General features: G+C 70.8%; 16 protein-coding genes and 6 pseudogenes. 10 read left to right on the top strand and 12 right to left on the bottom strand.

What is annotated here, in order from left to right:
- Positions 1 to 22 precede the first annotated feature (22 nt).
- Together ACFC8N_RS41685 and ACFC8N_RS41680 are read right to left on the bottom strand one after the other, a co-directional pair.
- On the bottom strand, positions 23 to 700 hold the full coding sequence (locus ACFC8N_RS41685; protein WP_356031208.1) for a LysM peptidoglycan-binding domain-containing protein: 678 nt from the start codon (positions 698 to 700) through the stop codon (positions 23 to 25).
- Between the two features lie 338 nt (positions 701 to 1,038).
- Entirely contained in the window at positions 1,039 to 1,494 is a 456-nt protein-coding gene (locus tag ACFC8N_RS41680; RefSeq protein ID WP_376294839.1) for a hypothetical protein, read from the bottom strand.
- On the opposite strand from ACFC8N_RS41680, the pseudogene ACFC8N_RS41675 reads away from it, so the two are divergent.
- The 3 genes and pseudogenes from ACFC8N_RS41675 to ACFC8N_RS41665 all read left to right on the top strand — a co-directional run.
- Positions 1,415 to 1,693 (top strand): annotated as a pseudogene (locus ACFC8N_RS41675) (hypothetical protein); the annotation flags it as partial. The gene ACFC8N_RS41680 and the pseudogene ACFC8N_RS41675 overlap by 80 nt on opposite strands.
- Positions 1,644 to 2,081: pseudogene (locus ACFC8N_RS41670) on the top strand (hypothetical protein); the annotation flags it as partial. The pseudogenes ACFC8N_RS41675 and ACFC8N_RS41670, both read left to right, overlap by 50 nt.
- A 100-nt stretch (positions 2,082 to 2,181) precedes the next feature.
- On the top strand, positions 2,182 to 2,313 hold the full coding sequence (locus tag ACFC8N_RS41665; protein ID WP_376294729.1) for a hypothetical protein: 132 nt from the start codon (positions 2,182 to 2,184) through the stop codon (positions 2,311 to 2,313).
- 23 nt (positions 2,314 to 2,336) lie between these two features.
- Here ACFC8N_RS41665 and ACFC8N_RS41660 read toward each other — a convergent pair whose 3' ends face one another.
- The 6 genes from ACFC8N_RS41660 to ACFC8N_RS41635 form a co-directional block, all read right to left on the bottom strand.
- Complete coding sequence (locus ACFC8N_RS41660; RefSeq protein ID WP_376294727.1) at positions 2,337 to 4,223, bottom strand: DUF2264 domain-containing protein; 1,887 nt, start codon at positions 4,221 to 4,223, stop codon at positions 2,337 to 2,339.
- Positions 4,220 to 5,200 carry a hydroxyacid dehydrogenase gene (locus ACFC8N_RS41655; RefSeq protein WP_376294726.1) on the bottom strand — a complete coding sequence of 327 codons (981 nt, stop codon included), beginning with the start codon at positions 5,198 to 5,200 and terminating at the stop codon, positions 4,220 to 4,222. The genes ACFC8N_RS41660 and ACFC8N_RS41655 overlap by 4 nt, the downstream gene beginning before the upstream one ends.
- Before the next feature lie 23 nt (positions 5,201 to 5,223).
- Positions 5,224 to 6,087 (bottom strand): carbohydrate ABC transporter permease, encoded by an 864-nt coding sequence (locus ACFC8N_RS41650; RefSeq protein ID WP_376294723.1) that lies wholly within the window; start codon positions 6,085 to 6,087, stop codon positions 5,224 to 5,226.
- A complete protein-coding gene (locus ACFC8N_RS41645) occupies positions 6,084 to 7,067 on the bottom strand; it encodes a carbohydrate ABC transporter permease (protein ID WP_376294721.1) in 984 nt (327 codons plus the stop codon). The genes ACFC8N_RS41650 and ACFC8N_RS41645 overlap by 4 nt, the downstream gene beginning before the upstream one ends.
- A 29-nt stretch (positions 7,068 to 7,096) precedes the next feature.
- Complete coding sequence (locus tag ACFC8N_RS41640) at positions 7,097 to 8,449, bottom strand: ABC transporter substrate-binding protein (RefSeq protein WP_376294718.1); 1,353 nt, start codon at positions 8,447 to 8,449, stop codon at positions 7,097 to 7,099.
- 112 nt (positions 8,450 to 8,561) lie between these two features.
- The gene (locus tag ACFC8N_RS41635) at positions 8,562 to 9,704 is read right to left on the bottom strand and encodes a substrate-binding domain-containing protein (protein ID WP_376294716.1); all 1,143 of its coding nucleotides are present in this window, start codon (positions 9,702 to 9,704) and stop codon (positions 8,562 to 8,564) included.
- A gap of 289 nt (positions 9,705 to 9,993) precedes the next feature.
- Between ACFC8N_RS41635 and ACFC8N_RS41630 the strand changes: the two are divergent.
- The 5 genes and pseudogenes from ACFC8N_RS41630 to ACFC8N_RS41610 form a co-directional block, all read left to right on the top strand.
- Positions 9,994 to 10,299 (top strand): annotated as a pseudogene (locus tag ACFC8N_RS41630) (MBL fold metallo-hydrolase); the annotation flags it as partial.
- A gap of 309 nt (positions 10,300 to 10,608) precedes the next feature.
- Entirely contained in the window at positions 10,609 to 11,298 is a 690-nt protein-coding gene (locus ACFC8N_RS41625; protein ID WP_356031220.1) for a hypothetical protein, read from the top strand.
- A gap of 5 nt (positions 11,299 to 11,303) precedes the next feature.
- On the top strand, positions 11,304 to 12,200 hold the full coding sequence (locus ACFC8N_RS41620) for an SgcJ/EcaC family oxidoreductase (RefSeq protein ID WP_376294713.1): 897 nt from the start codon (positions 11,304 to 11,306) through the stop codon (positions 12,198 to 12,200).
- Between the two features lie 181 nt (positions 12,201 to 12,381).
- A complete protein-coding gene (locus ACFC8N_RS41615; protein ID WP_376294711.1) occupies positions 12,382 to 13,632 on the top strand; it encodes a permease in 1,251 nt (416 codons plus the stop codon).
- Between the two features lie 475 nt (positions 13,633 to 14,107).
- Positions 14,108 to 16,384, top strand: a complete 2,277-nt coding sequence (locus tag ACFC8N_RS41610; protein ID WP_376294708.1) for a transglycosylase domain-containing protein — start codon at positions 14,108 to 14,110, stop codon at positions 16,382 to 16,384.
- A gap of 168 nt (positions 16,385 to 16,552) precedes the next feature.
- Here the strand turns inward: ACFC8N_RS41610 and ACFC8N_RS41605 are convergent, their stop codons facing one another.
- Positions 16,553 to 16,744, bottom strand: coding sequence for a hypothetical protein (locus ACFC8N_RS41605; protein WP_376294706.1), 192 nt, complete (start codon positions 16,742 to 16,744; stop codon positions 16,553 to 16,555).
- A gap of 704 nt (positions 16,745 to 17,448) precedes the next feature.
- On the opposite strand from ACFC8N_RS41605, the gene ACFC8N_RS41600 reads away from it, so the two are divergent.
- Entirely contained in the window at positions 17,449 to 17,895 is a 447-nt protein-coding gene (locus ACFC8N_RS41600; protein ID WP_376294703.1) for a hypothetical protein, read from the top strand.
- Positions 17,896 to 18,064: 169 nt separating this feature from the next.
- Here ACFC8N_RS41600 and ACFC8N_RS41595 read toward each other — a convergent pair whose 3' ends face one another.
- Positions 18,065 to 19,267, bottom strand: a complete 1,203-nt coding sequence (locus ACFC8N_RS41595; protein WP_376294702.1) for an alpha/beta hydrolase family protein — start codon at positions 19,265 to 19,267, stop codon at positions 18,065 to 18,067.
- Between the two features lie 210 nt (positions 19,268 to 19,477).
- Here ACFC8N_RS41595 and ACFC8N_RS41590 point away from each other — a divergent pair.
- Positions 19,478 to 20,371, top strand: a pseudogene (locus ACFC8N_RS41590) (BTAD domain-containing putative transcriptional regulator); the annotation flags it as partial.
- Here the strand turns inward: ACFC8N_RS41590 and ACFC8N_RS41585 are convergent.
- Both ACFC8N_RS41585 and ACFC8N_RS41580 read right to left on the bottom strand, forming a co-directional pair.
- Positions 20,257 to 20,547, bottom strand: a pseudogene (locus ACFC8N_RS41585) (ABC transporter permease); the annotation flags it as partial. The pseudogenes ACFC8N_RS41590 and ACFC8N_RS41585 sit on opposite strands and share 115 nt — an antisense overlap.
- Positions 20,544 to 21,029 (bottom strand): annotated as a pseudogene (locus tag ACFC8N_RS41580) (ABC transporter); the annotation flags it as partial. The pseudogenes ACFC8N_RS41580 and ACFC8N_RS41585, both read right to left, overlap by 4 nt.

The following is a 21,029-nucleotide window of genomic DNA, read 5'->3' as shown; positions in this document are numbered from 1 at the left end:
TCCTTGGAGCGGTAATTCCCTGTCAGTAGGGACCGTTGACGTTGTCGATGGAGCCGTAGCGGTGGAAGGCGTAGTTGCACGCGGCGGTGATGTTGGCGACGGGGTCGTAGATATTCGTCGAGGTGCCCGACACGTGGTAAGCGGTGAAGGTGGGCTGAATCACCTGGAGCAGGCCGATGGAGGGCGTACCGGCGGCTGCGTTGGAGTCCCAGAGGTTGATGGCGTTGGGATTGCCGGAGGATTCCCGCATCACGTTGCGGTAGATCCCGTTGTAGCTACCGGGGATGCCGTTCTGGGCCATGATCGCCAGCGCGTGCTTGATCCAGCCGTCCAGGTTGTTGGTGTACGACTGGCTGCCGGGCGTCGTGGGGGACGGGGACGCGGCCTTCGTGGTGGTTGCCGGCTGAGCGGCGGGGGTCGATCCGGCGGGCAGGGTGAGGACCTGTCCCGGCTGGAGGGCGTAGGGGCTCGCGAGGTGGTTGGCCGTCGCGATGGCGAGCCAGCCGCCGGGCACGTGCTGGGCGCGGGCTATGGAGGCCAGGTGGTCGCCGGGCCGGACGGTGTAGGTCGTCGCAGCAGAGGCGGCGGGGGCGGCCTGGGCTGTGCCCAGGGCGGCGACGGAGATCATGGCGAGGGTGCCGACGGTGACGGCGATACGGCGGCGCGCCCGGGTGGGGCGCTTGCGGGCATGAAGGGGCATGGAGCGGTCCTCTTCCAGAATTTGCATGACCCGCAGTTGCCGGTTCCCTCGGCAAGCTGCACCACATTTCGTCCAGTGGTGCACTGCGGCGCGCACATTGTTAGCCCGCCGGGAATAAATCGACAATTCCCTACTTTACTAAGCAACGTCGTTGTCCGGTCGGATTCGCGCGGCGCGCGGGCGCGGGAATTGGGGGATTTACGCGCCGTTTACAGCACTAAGACGCGTCGTAGGTGAATTGAGTCACCTGTATCGAGTGAAGCGCCCTAGCGGGCCAAACAATGACGTATCGAGCTTTAATTGCATATGGGTTCAAATGGGACATATACCCGTGAATCTCAGAAGAAGGCGTCCGTGTCGGGCGCCGTACGCAGCACCGCGTCGGCGGCGCGGCGGCCCCATGCCTCGCTCCACTCGCCGAAGTGGACACGGCCGGTGGACAGCGCCAGGCCCGCCTGTTCGAGGTGCGCCACGGTGTGGCGGGCCCGGTCGCGGGCGGCCGCGTGGTGCTCGGGACCGGTGATGTGGGCGATGCGGGTGCGGCCGGTGGCCAGCCGGTGCTCCGCGGCCAGCTCGGCGCCGCCCTTGTCGTCCGTGACCACGGACATGTCGCCGGGATCCGTGGACGGTGAGAGCGCGTGGACCTCGGGGACCGTCTCCAGGCCCGTGATACCCGTCAGCGGCGGGCGCGGGTCGGTGCGGCGGCCGGCGACGATGATGCCGTCGACGCGGCGGTCCATGAGGTTGCGCAGGTGGTGCTGTTCGCGGATGGAGTCGCCTCGGGTGTCGCACAGCAGGACCGAGACCGGTACCTACACCGGCGACGGCATCACCCTCAGCTGCGCCACCGAGTACCCCTGGAACGGCGCCATCGTCGAGGAAACCCCGGACGACCGCCCCCGGACGCTGTCCCTGCGCATCCCCCACTGGTGCCGCGAGTTCCATGTGCGCTGCGGCACCGAATCGTACGACCGGACGGACGCCCCCGTCGCCGACGGCTGGCTGCGCCTGCACCGCGTCCGGGCTACCGGCGACCAGGTGGTCCTGGAACTCGTCCTCGATCCCCGCCTCACCGCTGCCGACCCGCGCATGGACGCCGTTACGCGGGTGCGTGGCCATCGAGCGCGGTCCCCTCGTCCACTGCCTGGAGCAGGCCGACCACCCCGGCGGCGGCCTGGACGACATCGTTCTCGACCCCACCCGCCCCCTCGCCGTCAAGCAGCGCCCCGACCTGCTCGGAGGCGTCACGACGATCACGGCCGCGGGCCGCCGACGCCATGTCCCGGACCCCGGCTGGCGGCCGTACACCCCGTACCTCTCTCCGGGCTCCTCCCCCGCCGAGACCACCGAGACCGCCGCGACCACTCAGCGCCCGGCCGAGGGCGACCTGATCGAACTGACGGCAGTGCCCTACCACGCCTGGGCCAACCGTGAGGGCGGCAGCGGTGACGCCTCCGGCTCCCCGGGCGCCGGCCAGGTGGGTGCGCGGAGGAGCGGCCGGTTCCGGCCCGTACAAGAACGTCGACCAGAAGAGCGGCCTGCCCCTCGGCATCCAGAACATGGGCACCAGCCACGGCGGCACCGCCGCCAGTGGCCGCCTTCGTCCCCTGTAGGGGAAGCACGACGTGCGCGGAGCCTATACCGTCCGCACCCGGAGCGGGTCGAAGGACACGACGGTCTGCGGGCCGTCTGCCCAGCGCACACGCAACTCGCTGTCCAGCCACGTCACTTCGGCCACGGCGGCGGCGAGCGGCGGGGCCTCGGCATCATCACCGGCGTCGGCTCCCAGGGCGGCCAGTGCGACGAGCACCGCCGTTCCCTGGACCTCCGCCGAAAGCCTGGGCATCCGCACCCATGGCTCGTAGGCCGTGCCCTCGGGCGCGCGTACCTGGTCCGCCCCCGCCCAGCCGTGCACCCCCGTCAGCTCGGAGCGGAGCGCCCGCGTGGCCCATCCGGTGAGGGTGACCCGTGCGCCGTGGGGCGCCCCGGTCACCCGGTGGATCCGCAGTTCGTGGTGGCCGCGTGCCACGGTCACGCTCTCGACGCGCAGGCCCGGCACCATCGGCGGTCCGGACAGGAACACCGGCCGGTGCCAGGACGCCGCCCAGCCCCATCCGTCGCCCTGTCCCGCGCCCAGTGGATGGATGCGCCGACGCACACTTGCCACGCCGCCGACCTCCACGGACAGATGGTTGTCGGCGACGTTGGCCCGCGATGTGGGGCCGGTGTGCGTGGAGTACGCCTGGCGGCCGTACAACGGGTCGTCCTCCGCGGCGGATTCACCCTCGTGCGGACGGACATGGTCGCTGCCGTGGTTGTGCAGACGCACGATGCCGTCGGCCCTGGTGGACTGGACGAGCAGTCCGGGGGCGGGCAGCGCGAGCACCCGGTCGGGGCCGTCGCTCGGGGCCGCCTCCTCGGTCGCCGTCCACAGCGGGTCGTCCTCAGCCGCGAGCAGCGCGACGAAGGCCTTCGACGCCCAGTAGGGCGACGCGGGTCCGGAGTAGGTTTGCAGCGTGGCGGTGTGCGGGCCGTGCCAGCCGAGGCTGAGGAGCCCTTCGTCGGTGACCGCGCCCCGGTCGAGGAAGTAGCGCAGGTTTCCGCTGATCAGGCGGCGGGACGTGCCCGGGGGCAGCGGGGTGTGGCCGGTGACGGCACCCATGCCGACCGCCGCCGACGCCGCGAACCGGTAGGTCAGCGAACGCCCGAAGTGGATCGGCGCCCCGTCGGCGCCGAAGAGGAGCGAGAAGCCCTCCAGGTGCTCGCGCAGCCGCGGCCCGAACCGCTGCGACAGCGCCGTGTCGCCCGTCAGATGGGCGTGGAGCAGCGGATACAGGTGCAACGCCCACCCGTTGTAGTGGTCGAAGGCCCGGCCGTCGCCGTCCGCGTACCAGCCGTCGCCCCGGTACCACGTCTCCATCAGGTCGAGCGCGCGCTCCCTGGCCCGCGCCGTCGCGGCGTCGCCGCGGCCTGCGGACTCCAGGAACGACGCCACCGTGAACGGGAAGAGGTACCAGTTGTTCGGCGCGGGGGTGTGCGTGACGGCGCCGCGCAGCCACGTCTCGGCCCGGTCCTGTACGTCGCCGTCGAGCCGGTCCCACAGCCACGGCCTGGTCAGTGACAGGCCGAGCGCCACCGACGCCGACTCGACCATCGGCTGGCCCTGTACATGGTGGTCGAGGATCAGCGGCCATGACTCGGTGTCGTTGCGGCCGGGTGTGCGGGTGCCGGACGCGAGGCCGGTCGCGTACCGCTCCAGCCAGCCGTGCGGGTCCTTGCCGCCGGCGCCCGCGACCCGGAAGCCGGCCGCCAGGAACGTACGGGCATAGCCCTCCAGGCCGTCCGAGCGGACGCCGGACCTGGACGGGCGGCCCGGCAGGTCGAGCAGGGCGCCGCCGGGGGTCGCCCAGCGCCAGGCGGCGCCGAGCAGCCCGTCGGCGACGGCCTCCCAGTGGGCGCGGGTGTAGCCGGTGTACGGGCTCGATTCCCGGTCGTCCGGCGGGAGTTCGATCGGGATGCTCATGCGAGGAAGGCCAGCCTTTCGCGTCGTACGGGGTGGGCGAGGCCGTCGCCCGCGGCCCACCTGGCCACCTCGCCGACGGCCGTGTCGGCGAGCCGCTCCCATTCGTTGCCCTGGGAGCCGGCGAGGTGGGGCGTGATCAGTGCGTTCGGGCAGTCCCACAGGGGGTGGTCGGCGGGCAGGACCTCGGGGTCCGTCACATCGAGCACCGCCCGGACGCGGCCCGCGCGCACCACGTCGGTGAGCGCGTCCTGGTCGACGACGGCGCCGCGCGAGGTGTTGATCAGCACTGCTCCCGGCCGCATCGCGTCCAGCAGTTCGCGGCCGACGAGTCCGCGGGTGGCGGGCAGCAGCGGGGTGTGGACGCTCAACAGGTCGCTGCGGGCGAAGAGTTCGGGCAGGGGCACCCATCGGACGCCCAGCTCGGCGGCCTCGGCCCCGGTGACGTACGGGTCGTGCAGCAGCACCTCGTGGTCGAAGGGGCGCAGCAGTTCGATGACGCGCCGGCCGATGAGGGAGGCGGAGAGGATGCCCACCGTGCGACGGTAGTTGCCGACCTCGTGCGAGGTGCTCAGCCAGTCGGCCCGCTCACGTGTCCGCCGGAAGTCGCGGGCGCGTTCCAGTACGTGTTTTCCGTGCAGCAGGATCATGGCGAGTGTGTACTCGGCGACGGGCAGCGCGTTGGCCGCGGCCGCCGAGGACACCTCGATGCCCCGTTCCCAGCAGGCGTCGGTGATGTGGCCGCGCACCGAACCGGCCGCGTGCACCACGCACGCGAGCCGGGGCGCCGCCGCGAGGACGTCCGCGTCGAGGCCCGGGCATCCCCAGCCGGTGACGAGCAGCTCGACATCGCCGAGGACGTCCTTCGCCCGTACGGTCGTCAGGTCGTCCAGGACCGGCAGCGGCGCCAGGTCGCACACGTCCCCGAGCGCGGCCAGCGACCGCGGGGTGAAGACGGCGGCCGCCGCTTGGCGCGACATGGCCAACGCCGCGCGGGGCCTGGTCACTTGACCGCCCCCGCCGTCAGGCCGGACCGCCAGAAGCGCTGGAGGAGGGCGAACGCGACGATGAGCGGAAGGACGGCGAGGAGCGAGCCCATGATCACCACCGGGTAGTACTCGGGCGAGACGGACGCCTGGCTGTTCCACTGGTACAGCCCCAGGCTCACGGGATACAGGTTCTGGTTGGACAGCATCACCATCGGCAAGAAGAAATTGTTCCAGATCGCCGTCAGCTGGAACAGGAAGACCGTGACCAGACCGGGGCCCAGCATGCGCAGCGACACACGTATGCAGGTCGTCAGCTCGCCGGCGCCGTCGACCCGCGCGGCTTCCAGGATCTCGTCGGGCACATAGCCCTGGGCGAAGATGCGGCCCAGGTACACGCCGAAGGGGTTGAACAGGACCGGGATGAACACCGACCAGAAGGTGTTCACGACACCGGTCTCGGACGCGATGAGGTACAGCGGCAGCGCGAGCACCGTCTGCGGCACCATGACGGCGGCCAGCACGAGCCCGAAGAGCTTCTCCTTGTGCCGGAAGTGGTACTTGTCGAAGGCGTACCCGCAGGCGACGCTGATCAGCGCGCCGAGCGCCGCGCCCAGGACGGCGTACAGCAGGCTGTTGCCGTACCAGCGGCCGTACAGTCCGCCGTCCATGGCGAACAGGTCCTCGATGTTGCGGACGAGGGAGAAGTCGCGGAACGACAGGATGCTGCTGCTGAACAGGGCGTCGCGGGACTTCGTCGCGGCGAGCAGCAGCCACACCACCGGCAGCACGGTGTACAGGACGGAGACCGCCACGACGACGTTGACGGTCGCCCGGCCCAGCATCCGCGGGCGTGTCAGGGTCCGGTCCGTGGCGCTCATCGGGCGCTCACCTCGGCCGAGTCGACGCGGTTGGTCCAGCGGGTGACCCCGTAGGAGAGGGCGATGGTGATGACCAGGAGGATCACGGAGGCGGCGGCCGCGAGCGAGAAGTTGTTGCGGCTGAAGGCGGCGTCGTAGATGTACATGCTGGGCGCGAACCGGGTGTTGATCATCTGTGAGGACTGGTGGAGCAGCATCGGCTCGGTGAACAGTTGCAGCGCCCAGATCAGCGTGAACATCGCGACCATGACGATCGAGGAGCGTACGAGCGGTGCCTTGACCTGGAGCGCGGTGCGCACCGGCCCCGCGCCGTCGACCACGGACGCCTCCAGCACTTCACGGGGCACCGCCTGGAGGGCCGCGTAGAAGACGACCATGTTGTAGCCGACGTTGCTCCACAGGGCGATGTTCACGATCGACGGCAGCGTGGTGTGCAGGCCGAGGAAGTCCACCGTGACGTCGGCCTTGCCGAGCGCGTCGATGACGGGGCTGATGCCGGGTGTGTACAGGTACAGCCAGATCAGGGCGGCGATGATGCCGGGCACCGCGTGCGGCAGGAACAGGCCCAACTGGGCCCAGGCGCGCAGCCGGACGACGCCGGAGTCGAGCAGCAGGGCGAGCGCCAGGGAGCCGGTCACCATCAGCGGGATGTAGATCAGGCAGTACAGCCCGACGGTGGCGAGCCCGGACAGGAACGTCGGGTCGGTGAGCACGACGGAGTACGAGCGCAGGCCCACGAACACGGTGCGCGCCGGGCCGAAGCCGAGGCCCGGATGGTCGTCGCTGAAGAAGCTCAGCCACACCGCCGTGCCGACCGGGAGCAGGAAGACGAGGGTGAGGAGGACGAAGAACGGCGTCATGAGGACGCCCGCGGCGCCGTTACGACGGCGCTTCGCCGCACGCTGTGCCGTGCGCCGGGAGCCGTCCGCCGGCTGTGCCGGGGCGGTCCGCGGCGTCGTGACGCGGGCTGTCGCGGTCATGGGTCACCTGCCTCTCGGAGTGCGGGCGGTCACGTCGAATGCTGGGTGGTGGCGAGGCCCAGCGCCTTGAGATCGGGCATCGTGCCGTTCTGTGCGGCGCGCATGGCGGACAGGATCGTGCCGGAGCCGGCTCCCGCCCGGGCGAACGCGTCCTGCATGACGTAGCCGGTGGCGGTCATGCGCGGGCCCCACACCCAGCCGTCGCGGATCTTGTGGGCCTCCTCCTCGAACAGCCGGTAGATGTCCTGACCGCCGTAGTAGGCGCGGTCGAACGCGGCACGCCCCACGGACACGAGTCCGGTCGCGGCCGGGTACTGGCTGCTCGCGCCGCTGGACAGCCGGGCCCTGAGGGCGTCGGGGTGCGCGACCTGCCACTCGATGAACTCCATGGCGGCCTCGGGGTGCCTGCTGTCCTTCGTGACGGCGAACGTCGAGCCGCCGTGCGTGCCGAGCGCCGGCTGGTCCGGGGTCCACTGCGGCAGCGGCGCGACACGCCACTGGCCCTTCTGCTCCGGATGCCCTTTCATCTGCGCGCCCGCGTCCCAGGCGCCGCTGAGCCGGGTCAGGACCTGGCCCTTGCCGATCTGCGCGTCGTAGAGGCGGGCTGTGGTGGAGTTGCAGTGGACGAGGTCCTCGTCGATGAGCCGCTGCCAGTACGCGGCGACCTTCCGGGTCGGGGCGTCCGCCATGGACACGTTCCAGGCGCCCTGGGAGATGTCGAACCACTGCGCCCCGGCCTGCCAGCACCAGGCGGCCATCTGCGGCATGCCGTCGGTGGGGAACACGGCGATCCGGCGGCCGCCGCCCGTGCGGCGCACCGTGCGGGCCAGGTCGGCGAACTCGTCCCAGGTGGTGGGGACATCGAGGCCGAGCTGGTCGAACAGATCCTTGCGGTAGTGCAGCACCATGGGCTCGATGTCGAGCGGCACGCTGTACGTGCGCTTCCCGAAGGTCGTCTGGCCCAGCGACTGGGGCAGCAGTTTCGCCCGCAGGCCTGCACCGACCAGCGAGGTGATGTCGCGGGCGACCCCGTCGATCGCGAAGCCCGGCAGCTGGGGGTACTCGATGGTGGCGACGTCGGGGGCGTTGCCCGCGCGTGCCGCGTTGCTCAGCTTCAGATACCCGCCCTGTGTGCCGGAGGGGATCTGCTCGAAGTCGACCTGGATGTCGTCGTGCGTCTTGTTGAACGCGTCCACCACCTGCTGGCTGCCGCGCAGGGCAGACCAGAACGTGATGGTGGTCGCGCCTTTCCTGCCGGACTTGCTGCTGCTCCCGGATCGGAGGGACGCGCTGTCGTTTCCGCTGCACGCGCTCAGTGCGCCCGTCAGCGGCAGCGCGGTGATCGCGGCGAGCACGGATCGACGGCTCTGTCGACCAGGCATGGGCGCCTCCCGCGGCTCGTGCGGATCCTGCGTGTTCGGGTCACGGGAATACTGAGCGACTGAATGAACCTGGTCAATAGATCAATCAGAGGAAAATAAAACGGTCAAACGCTCACTTCGCTAGGGCAGTTGACTCCGGGGTCGCGGATGTGCGCGGCGCCTGCGTCGAGCCGCGGACCTTCAGCGACGGCAGCAACTCCAGCCGCCGCACGGGCGCGCTCGCCCCCTCGGGGTCCCGCGGGTCGAGCCGGCGCAGCAGCAGCTCCGCCGCCGCACGACCGACGTCCGCCTTCGGCGGGGACACCGCCGTCAGCGGGGTACTGCCGAGCGCCGCGACCACGTCGTCGTACGCGATCACGGAGCAGTCCTCGGGAACCCGCACGCCGTTGTCGCGCAGCGACTGCACCAGCATCAAGGCGTCCACGTCGCCGTGCAGCACGGCGGCCGTCGCACCCAACTCGGCCAGAACTGAAGGGAGTTCGACCGGTGTCTCCGTGGTGGCCGCCGCCCGGTCGGGCACCGCGCCGGGCGAACTGAGCGCCACGGCCCACTTGTCGACGTCCGGGTGGTCCGCGGCGATCTCGGTGAACGCGGCACGGATGGCGCGGGCCGTCGGACTGTCGTCGCGCGCGGCGAGCACGATACGCCGATGGCCCAGCTCCGTGAGGTGGCCGACGGCGAGATGGATGCCGTACCAGTGGTCCGTGCAGACGGTGTCCACGGCGTGCAGTGCGCTGCCGCGCCGCGGCCTGCGTTCCATCACCACCACGGGCACGTCCAGGCGCGACAGCCAGGAGTAATCCGCCTCCTCCGTGGTGCGGCTGCGCCAGCGCGGCGCGATCAGCAGGCCTCGCGCCCCCTCGGCCAACGCGCGCTCCACGAGCGGCTGTTCGGCCCCCGGGGCAGCCGGTGCGATGTGCAGCGCGATACGGGTCCCGGCCTCCTCGAACACAGTCCGGGCGCCGTGCAACGCCTCGTACAGATAAGCATGGCGCTCGGGCACCACGACCGCGACCGGACCGCCGTTCGCCGAACGCGGCGCGGGGGCGGCCGGCCGCTCCGTCTCGGGCAGCACCGGGCGGGCCACACCATGGCCGCGGCGCAGCTTGCCCGCACGGGCCAGCTCCTCCACATCGCGCCGTACGGTCACCACCGACACCGCGAGCTCCGCCGCGAGATCGCTGACCCGGATCCCACCGCGCGACTGCACCGCGGCGAGGATCCGCTGCCGCCTGAGATCGACCGGTTCGCGCATGCCGATGGCCCCCTCACAACCCGCTGTCCGTTTGAGCGCTTCGCTGAACGTTTCGTCGGCAGCATAGCCAGGGGGTGCCGGGGTGCTGGTCGCCGGTGTTGACCGTGCCGTCGCCGGCGGGACGCCCCTCGGGGCGGCCCGGCCCACGTCCGAGGCGAGCTCTCGCACGGCGGCGTGCGCGGTGGCGGACGATCTACGGCGGACTGAAGCAAACCCCATGCTCCAGCGCGAGGACGCCGCACCGACCCGCGACGATCTTCCGTGACGAGACCGAAGGATGCGCCCGTTCATGAGCACTCCACCGGCCACGGAGCCGACCGCCGTCCCCTCCTGGACCGTGGGCGGCGTCACCGTCCACCGCATCGACGAGGTCCCCCTCCCACCCGCGACCGGAGCGTGGCTGCTGCCCGACGCGACCCCGGACCTCGTCGCCGGGCAGGACTGGCTGCGCCCCCACTTCGCCGACGACTCCGGCATCCTGCACATCGACAGCCACAGCTTCGCCTTCACCCTCGACGGGCTGCACATCCTGGTCGACACCGGCATCGGCAACGGCAAGCAACGCGCCAACCCCGCCTGGGCACCCACTCGCACCCCCACAGCCGGCCACGTCGTCTCGCACGGGCCCGCCTACCGACTCTCACCCGTCCCCGCCGATCCCCACTGACCCCGCGTCGGACACAGGCGGCGAGGCCCGGGAGGCCGCTCAGCGCCAGTAGTTGCTGACCTCGGCGATGGTGGCGAACTCCCAACTCCCCTATGCCGCATAGGGAATACCCCACGCTTCACTCCGACCGGGGCGAAGATTGTGAACTCTCAAGTAAACTCGCGGTCACCCGCTCCCCCCTCGCCCTCACCCCTCCTCCGGCCTCCCCACCCCACCTCAACGGAGACCCAACCCCCCATGTCCGTAACGGCGAACACACCCGAACCGGCGTTACCGAACACCCGATGTAGCGCTCCCGAGGGCTCCGCCGATCTCGGCGCCGCCCCCGCTCCTCCCACCGTCCTGCTGGACGACCAGGCACTCGCGGACTTCCTCGCAGCCGCCGTCGGCGAGTACCAACTCATCACGGCCCAGGCCCCGTTGCCCTGTTTCGCCCTGCTGCTCGGCCACGCGGAGACGACGACGTACCACGTACGGCGCATCACCTTCGGCCGGAACGCCCGCACGACCGATCCGTCGGCCCGACGGGAGTTCCGCGAGACGATCGTGCCGACGTTCGGACCGGCCTACGAGAACGAGCACCGCGGCTGGTGGATGGACTCCCGCGACCTCCTCCGCGCGTCCCGCGAGGCCGACGCCCTGGGGATGGATCTGCTCGGCTCCATCCACATGCACCCGGACTGGCACCGGTTGGGTCCGCCGTCGGAACGGGGTCAGGTGCTCAGTGAGCGCCCGACGCCCATGGACCGCCATCTCTTCGGGCGGACCGGATGGCCCCTCAACCTCATCTGCTACCTGGAGCACCGCGGCGGCGCGTACTACCACTCCCTGGCAGCCTGGGCCCCGCCTTTCCCGCACCGGTCCGAGGACACCGGCTGCCCCGAACTCGCCCTGCTCGTCCGAACGAGCGCCCTGCTGAAGGTGTGAGAACGATGCATCAGCCCGAAGAAGCCCACACCCCGGGCTCGCACGGCGCCCGCGAACACACCCGGGACGGCGGCGCCGGGGACGACGTTCAGGAGATCCGGGCCCTGTGGTCGCGGATGACCCGTGGCTGGGCGGCGGGTGACGCCGCGCTCTTCGCCGCGAGCTTCACGGAGGACTGCGACTTCACCACCGTACGAGGCGAGAAGCCGGCCGGCCGCAGCGGCATCGAGGCGGGGCACGAGGCCCTGTTCCAGGGGCCGTTCGCCGGAACGCTCCTCGACGCCCAGGTCGTGTCCGTCCGTTTCCTGCGCCCCGGTCTGGCCACGGTCGAGGCGGAGTCGACCATCACCGCCCGCAGCGACGAACCGCTCACCTCCACGCACGCGTTGGCCGTCGTGGAGCGGACACCGGAACGTCGCTGGCTGATCAGGGCGTTCCACAACATGGTCCCCGCACCCCGCCCGACCGAGCACGTCCTCGACGCGAAGGATTCCGCCATGAACGAACCCACCGGGCGGCCGAAACTCCGCCACCTGGCCATCGTGGCCCGCGACCCGGAGAAGCTCGCCGAGTTCTACTCCTCGGTCTTCGCAATGGAACTCTTCCACCGTGATCCGGACGGCAGCTGCTTCCTCTCCGACGGATATCTGTCCCTCGCCCTGATCAAGCACCAGCTCGACGGCGAGACCCCGGTGGGAATGAACCACTTCGGCTTCCACGTCGAGGACACGGCAGCCACGTCCGAGGCACTGGTTGCGGCGGGCACTCCGAAACCCGCGGAACGCTTCACCGGCCGCCCCTTCGCCGAGTACCGGGCCATGGATCCGGAGGGAAACTGGTTCGACCTCTCGGCACACGGCTTCGGCGGCCCGCGCCCGAAGCCCGACCCCTCCGGAACCTGACCACCTGCCACCGACCGCCCGCCACCGACCGCCCGCCAACACCATCGTGCGCCAGAACCGCACCCTCTTCGCCCGACCACGGCGCGAACGCCCTGCACCAGCACACGCCCGGCCTCAAATACCCCGAGGGGGTATAGACTCCGGTCCCGACGGCGGCGGTCGACAGCGAAGGGCAGGCATCATGCATGCGATCGGGCACGCGCTCTCCCTTGCCGGGTCGATGACCTGGGAGATCACCTGGGCCTTGATCCTCGGCTTCACCCTCTCCGCGGTCGTCCAGGCGGTGGTGCGCCGCGAGACGGTCGTACGGCTCCTCGGCGACGACCGGCCCCGTACGCTCGCCCTGTCCGCGGGCCTCGGCGCGGCGTCCTCGTCCTGTTCCTACGCCGCTGTCGCGCTCGCCCGGTCGCTGTTCCGCAAGGGCGCCGACTTCACCGCGGCCATGGCTTTCGAGATCGCCTCCACCAACCTGGTGATCGAGCTGGGTGTGATCCTGGCCCTGCTGATGGGGTGGCAGTTCACCGCCGCGGAGTTCGTCGGCGGCCCGATCATGATCGTCGTGCTCGCCCTGCTGTTCCGGGTCCTGCTGCGCGAGCGGTTGCTGCGCCGGGCACGGGAGCAGGCCGAGCGCGGACTGGCGGGCTCCATGGAGGGGCACGCGGCGATGGACATGTCCGCGGGCGGTGAGGGCGGATTCGCCCGGCGGCTCTTCTCCCGGGACGGCCTGACGTCCGTGTCGCACATCTTCGTCATGGAATGGGCGGCGATCCTGCGCGACCTGGTGGCGGGGCTGCTGATCGCCGGGGCGATCGCGGCGTGGGTGCCGGACGACTTCTGGCGCACGTTCTTCCTGGCCGACCACCCACTGGCGGCCAGGCTGATCGGGCCCCTGATCGGGCCGCTGGTGGCAATCGCCACCTTCGTCTGTTCCATCGGCAATGTGCCGCTTGCCGTGGTGCTGTGGAAGGGCGGCATCAGCTTCGGCGGCGTCATCGCCTTCGTCTACGCCGACCTGCTGATCCTGCCGATCCTGAACATCTACCGGAAGTACTACGGCGCCCGGATGGCCGTCTTCCTGCTGGTCACGTTCTTCACGGCGATCGCCGTGGCCGGATATGTCGTGGAATTCGCCTTCGGCGGCCTCGGGCTCATCCCCGACCAGGCCGACGCCAGGATCCCCGAGGAAGGGATCACCTGGAACTACACCACCTGGCTCAACATCGCCTTCCTGCTGCTGGCCGCATCCCTGCTCGTCCGCTTCCTGCGCACCGGTGGTCCGGCGATGCTCCGCATGATGGGCGGCCCGCCGGACCACGAGGAAGAGGAACACGACGACGGGCACGGGGACAGGCGCGGAGAAGTGCACGGTGACAGGCGCGGAAACGGGCACGGACATGGACACGAGGGCATGCACGGCGGGCCCCGCGGATAGGTCGCCGAACGGCCATCTCCCCTCGTCGCAGGACTTTGCCCGGGGGCGGTTGTCCCCGCACACCGGGCACCGCTTAGTCTTACAACTTGTAGGAGATGCCGGGAACGGCAATCCACCCCAGGTCAAGCCCCCGTCAGGCTCTGCGCCGGGACGGGCCGGCTGCTAGCAGTGGGGGCATACGCCTGGCTGAGGAGTGGCGAGTATGAGTGAACACCGGCGCCGGACGTCGGGGAGGACCGGGCCGTCCGGCTCGGACGGCGTGCCGTACGGCGGCCGGGCCGAGGCGCGCAGGGCTGCCCGGGGGGACGGCGGACGACGACGTCGCCCGGCGGAAGCGGGCGGTGCGACGGACACAGGGCGTGCCGCGGCGGGTACTCGGCGTGCACAGGCCGGGCGTTCCGGCCGGCGCCGCTTCATCAACTACCCGCAAGCGCACAGACAGGGCTTTCGGCGGTGGCTTCCCTCGTGGAAGCTGGTGTCCGGCACGTTCCTGCTGTTCCTGGGCTGCGTGGTGGGGCTGTTCGGGTACGCCTACGCCACGACGACGATCCCCAGTGTGAACCCCAGCACACAGGCGCAGAGCAACACGTACTACTGGTCGGACGGCTCGATCATGACGACGCAGGGGTCGACCAACCGCCAGAACGTCGACCTCTCCCAGGTTCCCAAGCCGGTGCAGTGGGACTTCCTCGCCGCGGAGAACGCCACCTTCTACACCGACCCCGGCATCGACACACAGGGCATGCTCCGCGCCGTGTACCACATGGCCTCCGGCGGCGAGGTGCAGTCCGGGTCCACCATCACCCAGCAGTTCGTGAAGAACACCTACCTGACCCAGGACCAGTCGGTCACCCGCAAGCTGAGGGAGATCATGATCTCCCTGAAGATCGGTGGCCAGCTGTCCAAGCAGCAGATCCTCCAGGGCTATCTCAACAGCTGCTACTACGGCCGTGACGCCTACGGCATCGAGGCCGCGGCGCGCACCTACTACCACGAGCACGCCTCCCAACTGACCGTCAGCCAGGGTGCCTTCATCGCCGCCACGGTCAACGAGCCGAGCCTGCTCATGCACGCCGACACCGATCCCCAGGCCAAGGCCCAGGCCACCGGGCGCTGGAAGTACGTGCTGGACCGCATGGCCAAGATCAACAAGATCACCGCCGCGCAGGAACAGCAGTACCTGGCCGCCGGATTCCCGACACCCAAGCCCTACTCCCCGTCGGCGGGGATGTCCGGGCAGACCGGCTATCTGGTGCAGACCGCCGAGAAGTACGTCGAAGCCCATACGTCCCTCACGGACCAGCAGTTGGGCAACGGCGGCTACCAGATCTACACCACCTTCAACAAGAAGAAGGTGAACGCGCTGTCGGCGTCCGTGGCGGCGATGGAGAACAAGCACCTCGACCCGAAGCACCGCTCGGCCGACAAGGACGTCCAGGTCGGCGCGGCGTCCGTCGATCCGTCCAGCGGCGCGGTCGTGGCCCTGTACGGCGGTGCGGGCTGGAACAAGGGCCACTGGACCAACAACGCCGACGCCACCGGTGTGCCGGTCGGCTCGACCTTCAAGCCCTTCGACCTGGCCGCCGGCCTCGACCACGGCGCCGTCCTCTCTCCGGGGCAGCCGGCCTCACCGATCACCCCGGACTCCAAGTTCAACGGCGACGACGGCATCACCATCAAGAACCAGCAGGGCCAGGAGATGCCGGACCCGAGCGACCCCTCGGGCCTCCTGCACCAGCGCAACGACGTGCCCACGAAGTGGGGTTACATCACGCTGCGCAAGGCGATGGAACAGTCGGTCAACACCCCCTACGTCCAGCTCGGCGAGTACGTCGGCTACGACAATGTGGAGGGCGAGGCCCTCAAGGCGGGTCTGCTGCGCAAGAGCCTTCAGTACGACACCCCGGGCTTCTACATCGGCACCTCCACCCCCTCGGCGATCCGCATGGCCGACGCGTACGCCACCTTCGACGCCAGCGGCGTCCAGCACGAGCCGTACTCGGTGACCAAGGTCGTCGCCAACGGCCATCAGCTGCCCGGCTTCGAGGCGCCCAAGGGCATCACCGCCATGCCCTCCTCGACCGCCGACACCGTCACCAACGTCCTGCAAGGTGTCGTGAAGAGCGGAACCGGCACCAACGCCCAGGCGCTGGGCCGCCCGGTGGCCGGCAAGACCGGTACGACCGACGACTACAAGTCCGCCTGGTTCATCGGCTACACCCCGCAAATGGTCACGGCGGTCAGCATGTTCAAGGAGGACCCGAAGAACTCCGGCCTCCAGTCGATGAAGGGCGTCGGCGGCTTCTCCAAGGTCTTCGGCGCCGACATGCCCACCGAGGTGTGGACCGGCTACATGACCGACGCCCTCCAGGGACAACCCGTCCAGCAGTTCCCGCCCGCACCCACACTGGGCCAGGGCGCGAACGAGTTCGGCACCCCGACGGCCACCCCCTCCCCGACCGCGACCAAGCCCTCGGCCAAGCCGACCAAGCAGGGCACACCGGGCTCCTCCGACGGGGCCTGCCGCCACCACAAGAAGAACTGCGTCAGCCCGAGCCCGACGGACACCACCGGCACCACCACTGGCGGCACCACCGGCGGCACCACCGGCGGCGCAGGCAACGGCGGCCTGCTCGGTGGCGCCACCGGCGGCACCACCGACGGGACCACGAGTGGCACGACGGGCGGGACGACCAGCGGCACCAACGGCGGCACGTCGCCCAGCCCCACCCGGCCCGGCCGGCATCCCTGACAGCCCCCGGACGGCACGAACTGCGCGCTCCGCACACCTGACACCGAGGCCCCGGCTCCCCCGAGCCGGGGCCTCGGTGCCGTGGCCGGGCCCTCCGTCTGCACGACCGTGAGGACGCCCATCACGACGTAGGCGTTGCGCGAGCCGGCGAGGTCTCCTGGTCCCCTGTCAGTCGCAGGCGGGGGCGTTGCCGAGCACGTCGTCGACGTGGCAGATGAGGCTCACCGGCGTTTCCAGGAGCGGGAAGCCCGAGGCGTCGTCGGTGGTGCTCGGGGCGGAGCCGCTGTGGGCTGCCGCGGGGGTCGCGCCTCCGAAGACCGCTGCGGCGGCAAGGACGACGGCAGCGAGAACAGTACGCACGCGCATCACACTCCTTTGTGTCAGAAGGATCGATCGCCTCAGGAGATGACCGCCTCACAGCCCGCCGAACCGACCGGGGCCGAATATCACTCACAGGGACGCACCACAACTTCGACACGCTCACCGTCCCCCACCACCTCGGCCTGCCCATGCCCTTCGCCACCCTGATCGCGGCGGGCCCGTCCGTCGGCACCTTCGGCGAGCGCCTGCCCATCTCCAGTGCACCACCGAGGAGTTGGACCGACCACGCGCCTCGGACGGCGTCACCTCTCGGCCATCCGGCGGCGTCGGCCGCCGCTGGAGATCGATCGGCGGCGGTGGCGTGCGGCTGGGGGAGGTCATCGCCGACAGGGGCACGCCCAGTGCCTCCGTCGAGGCACGCAGACAGACCTCGCGGGCGCCACGGCTGCGAGCGCGGCGGCCGGCCGGGAGATGAACGCGCAGGCCGGCCCGGGATCAGCCGGCCGGGCGAGCCCATTCGTGTCGTACACGAGCATTCGTGTCGTCCACGACCCCGCCACGCCGCGCGCTGACTGGCGGGCCCTCCGCATCACACTGATCCTGTTCATGGTCGGCAGGCAACGCGGTGCGAGGGAATTCCGTCTTGCGGGGTATCAGGCTGCGGTCGAAGCGCAGTCACCGGCCCAGGACATGGGCGGCGGCCCGGCCGTGGATGGGGACCAGATGAGGGGCAGGACAGCAAGATGAACCGTGGTATCGGCTCCGCCGGGAAAACCGGCTTCCGCCGTCAGGGAGCCAGGGTTGTCGCCGTGGGCGCACTCGGCGCGGCCACCGCCGTGCTGGCAGTGACACCGGCGTTCGCCAAGGGCGACGTCGTTCTGAACGCGTCGCCCGGCACGGTCCGGGCCGGGCACACCGTCCATGTCACCGGGCACGGCGCAAGCGACGCGGTGCGCTTCGCCAAGCTCTGTGCGCAGGAGCGCACGGGGACGCGCGGCGGGTGGCACACCGTCGCGTGCGGCCGGATCACGGAGATCGGGGGCAACGACGCCAAGGTGGACGCGAAGATCAAGGTCACGCGCCGCGGCGTCGTGCAGTTCCGTGGCGTGCTCTACGGCGTGGACGGTCCGCGTGGCGGCCACCCCCACGCGGACATGAGCACGCCGGTCAGGACCGTCCACGTGCGCTGACACACTCACCGCACGCGAGTCCTCGGCCGAGCGACGCCAACGACGCCTCGGCCGGGGAATCCCGGTCGTCGTCGAGGCCTGACGCGCCTGCACGACCCTCCTCGGCCTGCTGCGCTCCGGCACCCGCTCCCGCAGCGACTGCCTCGCCCGCACCGGCGAGGGCGACATGTCAGGGGATGAACCTCACCTCCGGGAAGGCCGTGGACGGCCCGTCGAGCAGGTGCCCCCGGCGGTGCCGCAGATGCAGGTCGAAGAAGGCGAGCGGGTACGCCTGCTGGATCCGCAGCGCCCGAGCCGGATCGAGCGTGCCGATCCAGCCGTGAAGCTCCTCGTCGCTCATCCCGACCACCTTCGCCAGCTGCGGGATCAGTACCTGGTTGTCGCAGTACGACGAGTGGACGGCGCCGTCGGCCTGGACATTGAGCCGCCACCCCCGCAGATGCGACCAGAACTCGGCGGCACTCGGATCCTCGGCCCGGGTGAACACGGCCGTCATCATCATGAACGGCCGGTCCAGGTCCGTGGTGACCGTCGGTTCCATCGGGCCGTCGAAGCTCAGCCCGGCCCGGACGCGTCGGTCCTCGATCATGACGAGGGCGGTCGCCGTCCCGCCCTTCGACCAGCCGAACATGCCGATGCGGTGCAGGTCGAGGGCGCCGCACAGCCCGGCCGGCAGCGGCCGCTGCTCAGCGTCGGGACTGCGCCCCGCGTCGAGGTCCTCGACGCGGTCGAGGACGAACCGGATGTCCCGCGCGAAGTCCCCCGGCCCCAGGGAGTGTTGGGGGTCTCGCAGCGGGACGACGACCCGGCCGTCGGGGAACTCGCTGAACGCGTCGCCCGTATGGTCCACCGTGACCACGACGTACCCGTGGCTGGCGAGCTCCTGCACCACGACCGTGGCGTCGGACCTGTGGTCGTGGGCGCCGTGCGAGAACACGACGACGGGCAGCCGGCCGCCCGTTCGCCGCACCGGGGCGCCCTCGTGACCGGCCGTGAACGGTGCCGACACGGCGTCCGCGGCGAACCCCGCGGACGTCAGGAGCTCCCGCAGCGGCTCGGCGGCCATCCAGGGTGCCCGCGGATACCGCCGGACATCCCGGGCGGGGTACCAGACACTGGCCATGAGCTCACGGTGTCGGGCCGGGCCGGCCGCGGGATCCGGGCGTGTGGGGTCCACGAGGTGCAGCGACACCGTGCCCACCGGGTACGGCCCCGTGGGCACGGGAAGGATGAGCCGCGCCGGGCCCGGAGCCGTCCGGGCGGCCCACGCGGGACGCGCGACGCCGATCGGCACCGCGGCGCCGGCCGCCAGTGCCGCTCCCATCAGACGGCGGCGCGTCAGTCCGCCACGGCTGTCCCTGTCCCTGTTCATGTTCGCATTCACATTCATGTGCCTGTCCATGAGCGTGTCCATGCGGGAACGCTGTCAGGCGGCACACGTGAACACATCCACCCGGCGAACGCATCACCGGTCCCGCATGCCTCCGCAGACTTACGTCCGTGGGATGAGCGCCGGACCCGCACCGGCTCCGGCCCGGCCCCGCCAGGTGCGTCTCCGCGCCCTGCTGGCTAACCTTCACACGTGACCATCGAGTTGACCCTGCTGCCCCGAGTCGCCTGTCGCGGACAGGAGATCACGGCGCCTCGGCTGCGCGGACTGCTGGCGTTGCTCGCCGAGGATCTGCGCACCGGGTGCAGCACGGGCCGGCTGGTGGAGGGGCTGTGGCCGGACGCACTGCCGGGGCGGCCGGGCAAGGCGGTGCAGGTGCTGGTGTCGCGGCTTCGGGCACAGCTGGGTGCCGGACTGATCGTGAGCACGCCGACGGGGTACCGGCTCGCGCTGGACGAGGCACAGGTCGACAGCTCGGCGCTGCTGGCGCACGAGGGCGCGAGCGCCGAGCGGGCGCGGGCGGGAGATCACGAGGGCGCCCTGACGCGGGCCGAGGCGGGCCTGGCGCTGTGGGACGGCGGTCCGAGCGCCGCGGACGGCGAGGAAGGGCACGACCCCGTGACGGCGCTGCGTGCCGACCGGGTCCGGGCCTTCCGTGCACTGGTGCGGTCCCGGGCGCTCGCGCTGGCCCGGCTGGGGCGCACGGAGGAGGCCGCGGCACCGCTGGCCGAACTGGTCGGCGAACTGCCCCGCGACGAGGAGCTGTTGGCGGAGCTGCTGCGCTGCGAGGCGGCCACGGCGGGCCGGGCCGCGGCGCTCACCCGGTACGACACCTATCGACGCGGGCTGCGCGACGAGCTGGGCACGGATCCCGGGCCCCGACTCAGGTCCGTGTACCAGGAGTTGCTGCACGCGGACGCACCACCCGTGCGCCACGGTGTGCCGCACGAGCCGAACCTGCTGCTGGGGCGGGACGCCGACGTCGCCGCCGTCGCCAGGCTGCTGCGCGACGCCCGGGTGGTCACCGTCACGGGCCCCGGCGGGCTGGGCAAGACGCGGCAGGCGACGTACTCGGCACGGTCCGCGTGACCTCCGGTGATGCCGGCGCTCATCGCGTTGCCGAAGACGTAGACGAACAGCAGCAGGAGCATGACCGGGGTCAGCAGGACGTTCAGGGTGAGCGAGGGATAGCGGCGGGCGTGCAGGAGGCTGCGGCGCAGCATGGTCAGGTTGTCGCGGAACGCGTAGCCGGCGGCGCTCATCGAACGATCTCCTTGGTAGCGGAAGAGAGGGGGTTTCCGGTGAGTGCGAAGAACACGTCGTCCAGGTCCGGGGTGTGCACGGACAGTTCGTCGGCCTCGATGCCGGCGCTGTCGAGCCAGTCGAGGATGGCGCGCAGCTCGCGCTGGGTTCCGTCGCTGGGAATCTGGACGGAGAGGGCCGCGTCGTCCCGGGTGGTCTCGCGCAGTGCGGTGGCCGCCTGTTCGTAGACGACCGGGTCGGTGAAGCGGAGCCGTACGTGCCCGCCGGGGACGAGGCGCTTGAGTTCCTCGGCGGTGCCCTCGGCGACGAGCTTGCCGCCGTTCAGCACCGCGATGCGGTCGGCGAGTTGGTCGGCCTCCTCCAGGTACTGGGTGGTGAGGAAGACCGTGGTGCCGCCGGAGACCAGTTCGCGGATGATCTGCCACATGGTGTGCCGGGAGCGGGGGTCGAGGCCGGTGGTCGGCTCGTCCAGGAAGATGAT

This window comes from Streptomyces sp. NPDC055966 (assembly GCF_042269865.1).
Classification (GTDB): Bacteria; Actinomycetota; Actinomycetes; order Streptomycetales; family Streptomycetaceae; genus Streptomyces.
The sequence above is the reverse complement of the archived record's forward strand: the minus strand, read 5'-3'. Positions and strand labels throughout refer to the sequence as shown.

Coding starts and splice junctions, on each gene's coding strand:
- ACFC8N_RS41655 (WP_376294726.1), bottom strand. CDS start 5,200: ATGTCGCGCCAAGCGGCGGCCGCCGTCTTCACCCCGCGGTCGCTGGCC.
- ACFC8N_RS41660 (WP_376294727.1), bottom strand. CDS start 4,223: ATGAGCATCCCGATCGAACTCCCGCCGGACGACCGGGAATCGAGCCCG.
- ACFC8N_RS41620 (WP_376294713.1), top strand. CDS start 11,304: ATGCATCAGCCCGAAGAAGCCCACACCCCGGGCTCGCACGGCGCCCGC.
- ACFC8N_RS41640 (WP_376294718.1), bottom strand. CDS start 8,449: ATGCCTGGTCGACAGAGCCGTCGATCCGTGCTCGCCGCGATCACCGCG.
- ACFC8N_RS41615 (WP_376294711.1), top strand. CDS start 12,382: ATGCATGCGATCGGGCACGCGCTCTCCCTTGCCGGGTCGATGACCTGG.
- ACFC8N_RS41595 (WP_376294702.1), bottom strand. CDS start 19,267: ATGAACAGGGACAGGGACAGCCGTGGCGGACTGACGCGCCGCCGTCTG.
- ACFC8N_RS41625 (WP_356031220.1), top strand. CDS start 10,609: ATGTCCGTAACGGCGAACACACCCGAACCGGCGTTACCGAACACCCGA.
- ACFC8N_RS41600 (WP_376294703.1), top strand. CDS start 17,449: ATGAACCGTGGTATCGGCTCCGCCGGGAAAACCGGCTTCCGCCGTCAG.
- ACFC8N_RS41635 (WP_376294716.1), bottom strand. CDS start 9,704: ATGCGCGAACCGGTCGATCTCAGGCGGCAGCGGATCCTCGCCGCGGTG.
- ACFC8N_RS41645 (WP_376294721.1), bottom strand. CDS start 7,067: ATGACCGCGACAGCCCGCGTCACGACGCCGCGGACCGCCCCGGCACAG.
- ACFC8N_RS41650 (WP_376294723.1), bottom strand. CDS start 6,087: ATGAGCGCCACGGACCGGACCCTGACACGCCCGCGGATGCTGGGCCGG.
- ACFC8N_RS41685 (WP_356031208.1), bottom strand. CDS start 700: ATGCCCCTTCATGCCCGCAAGCGCCCCACCCGGGCGCGCCGCCGTATC.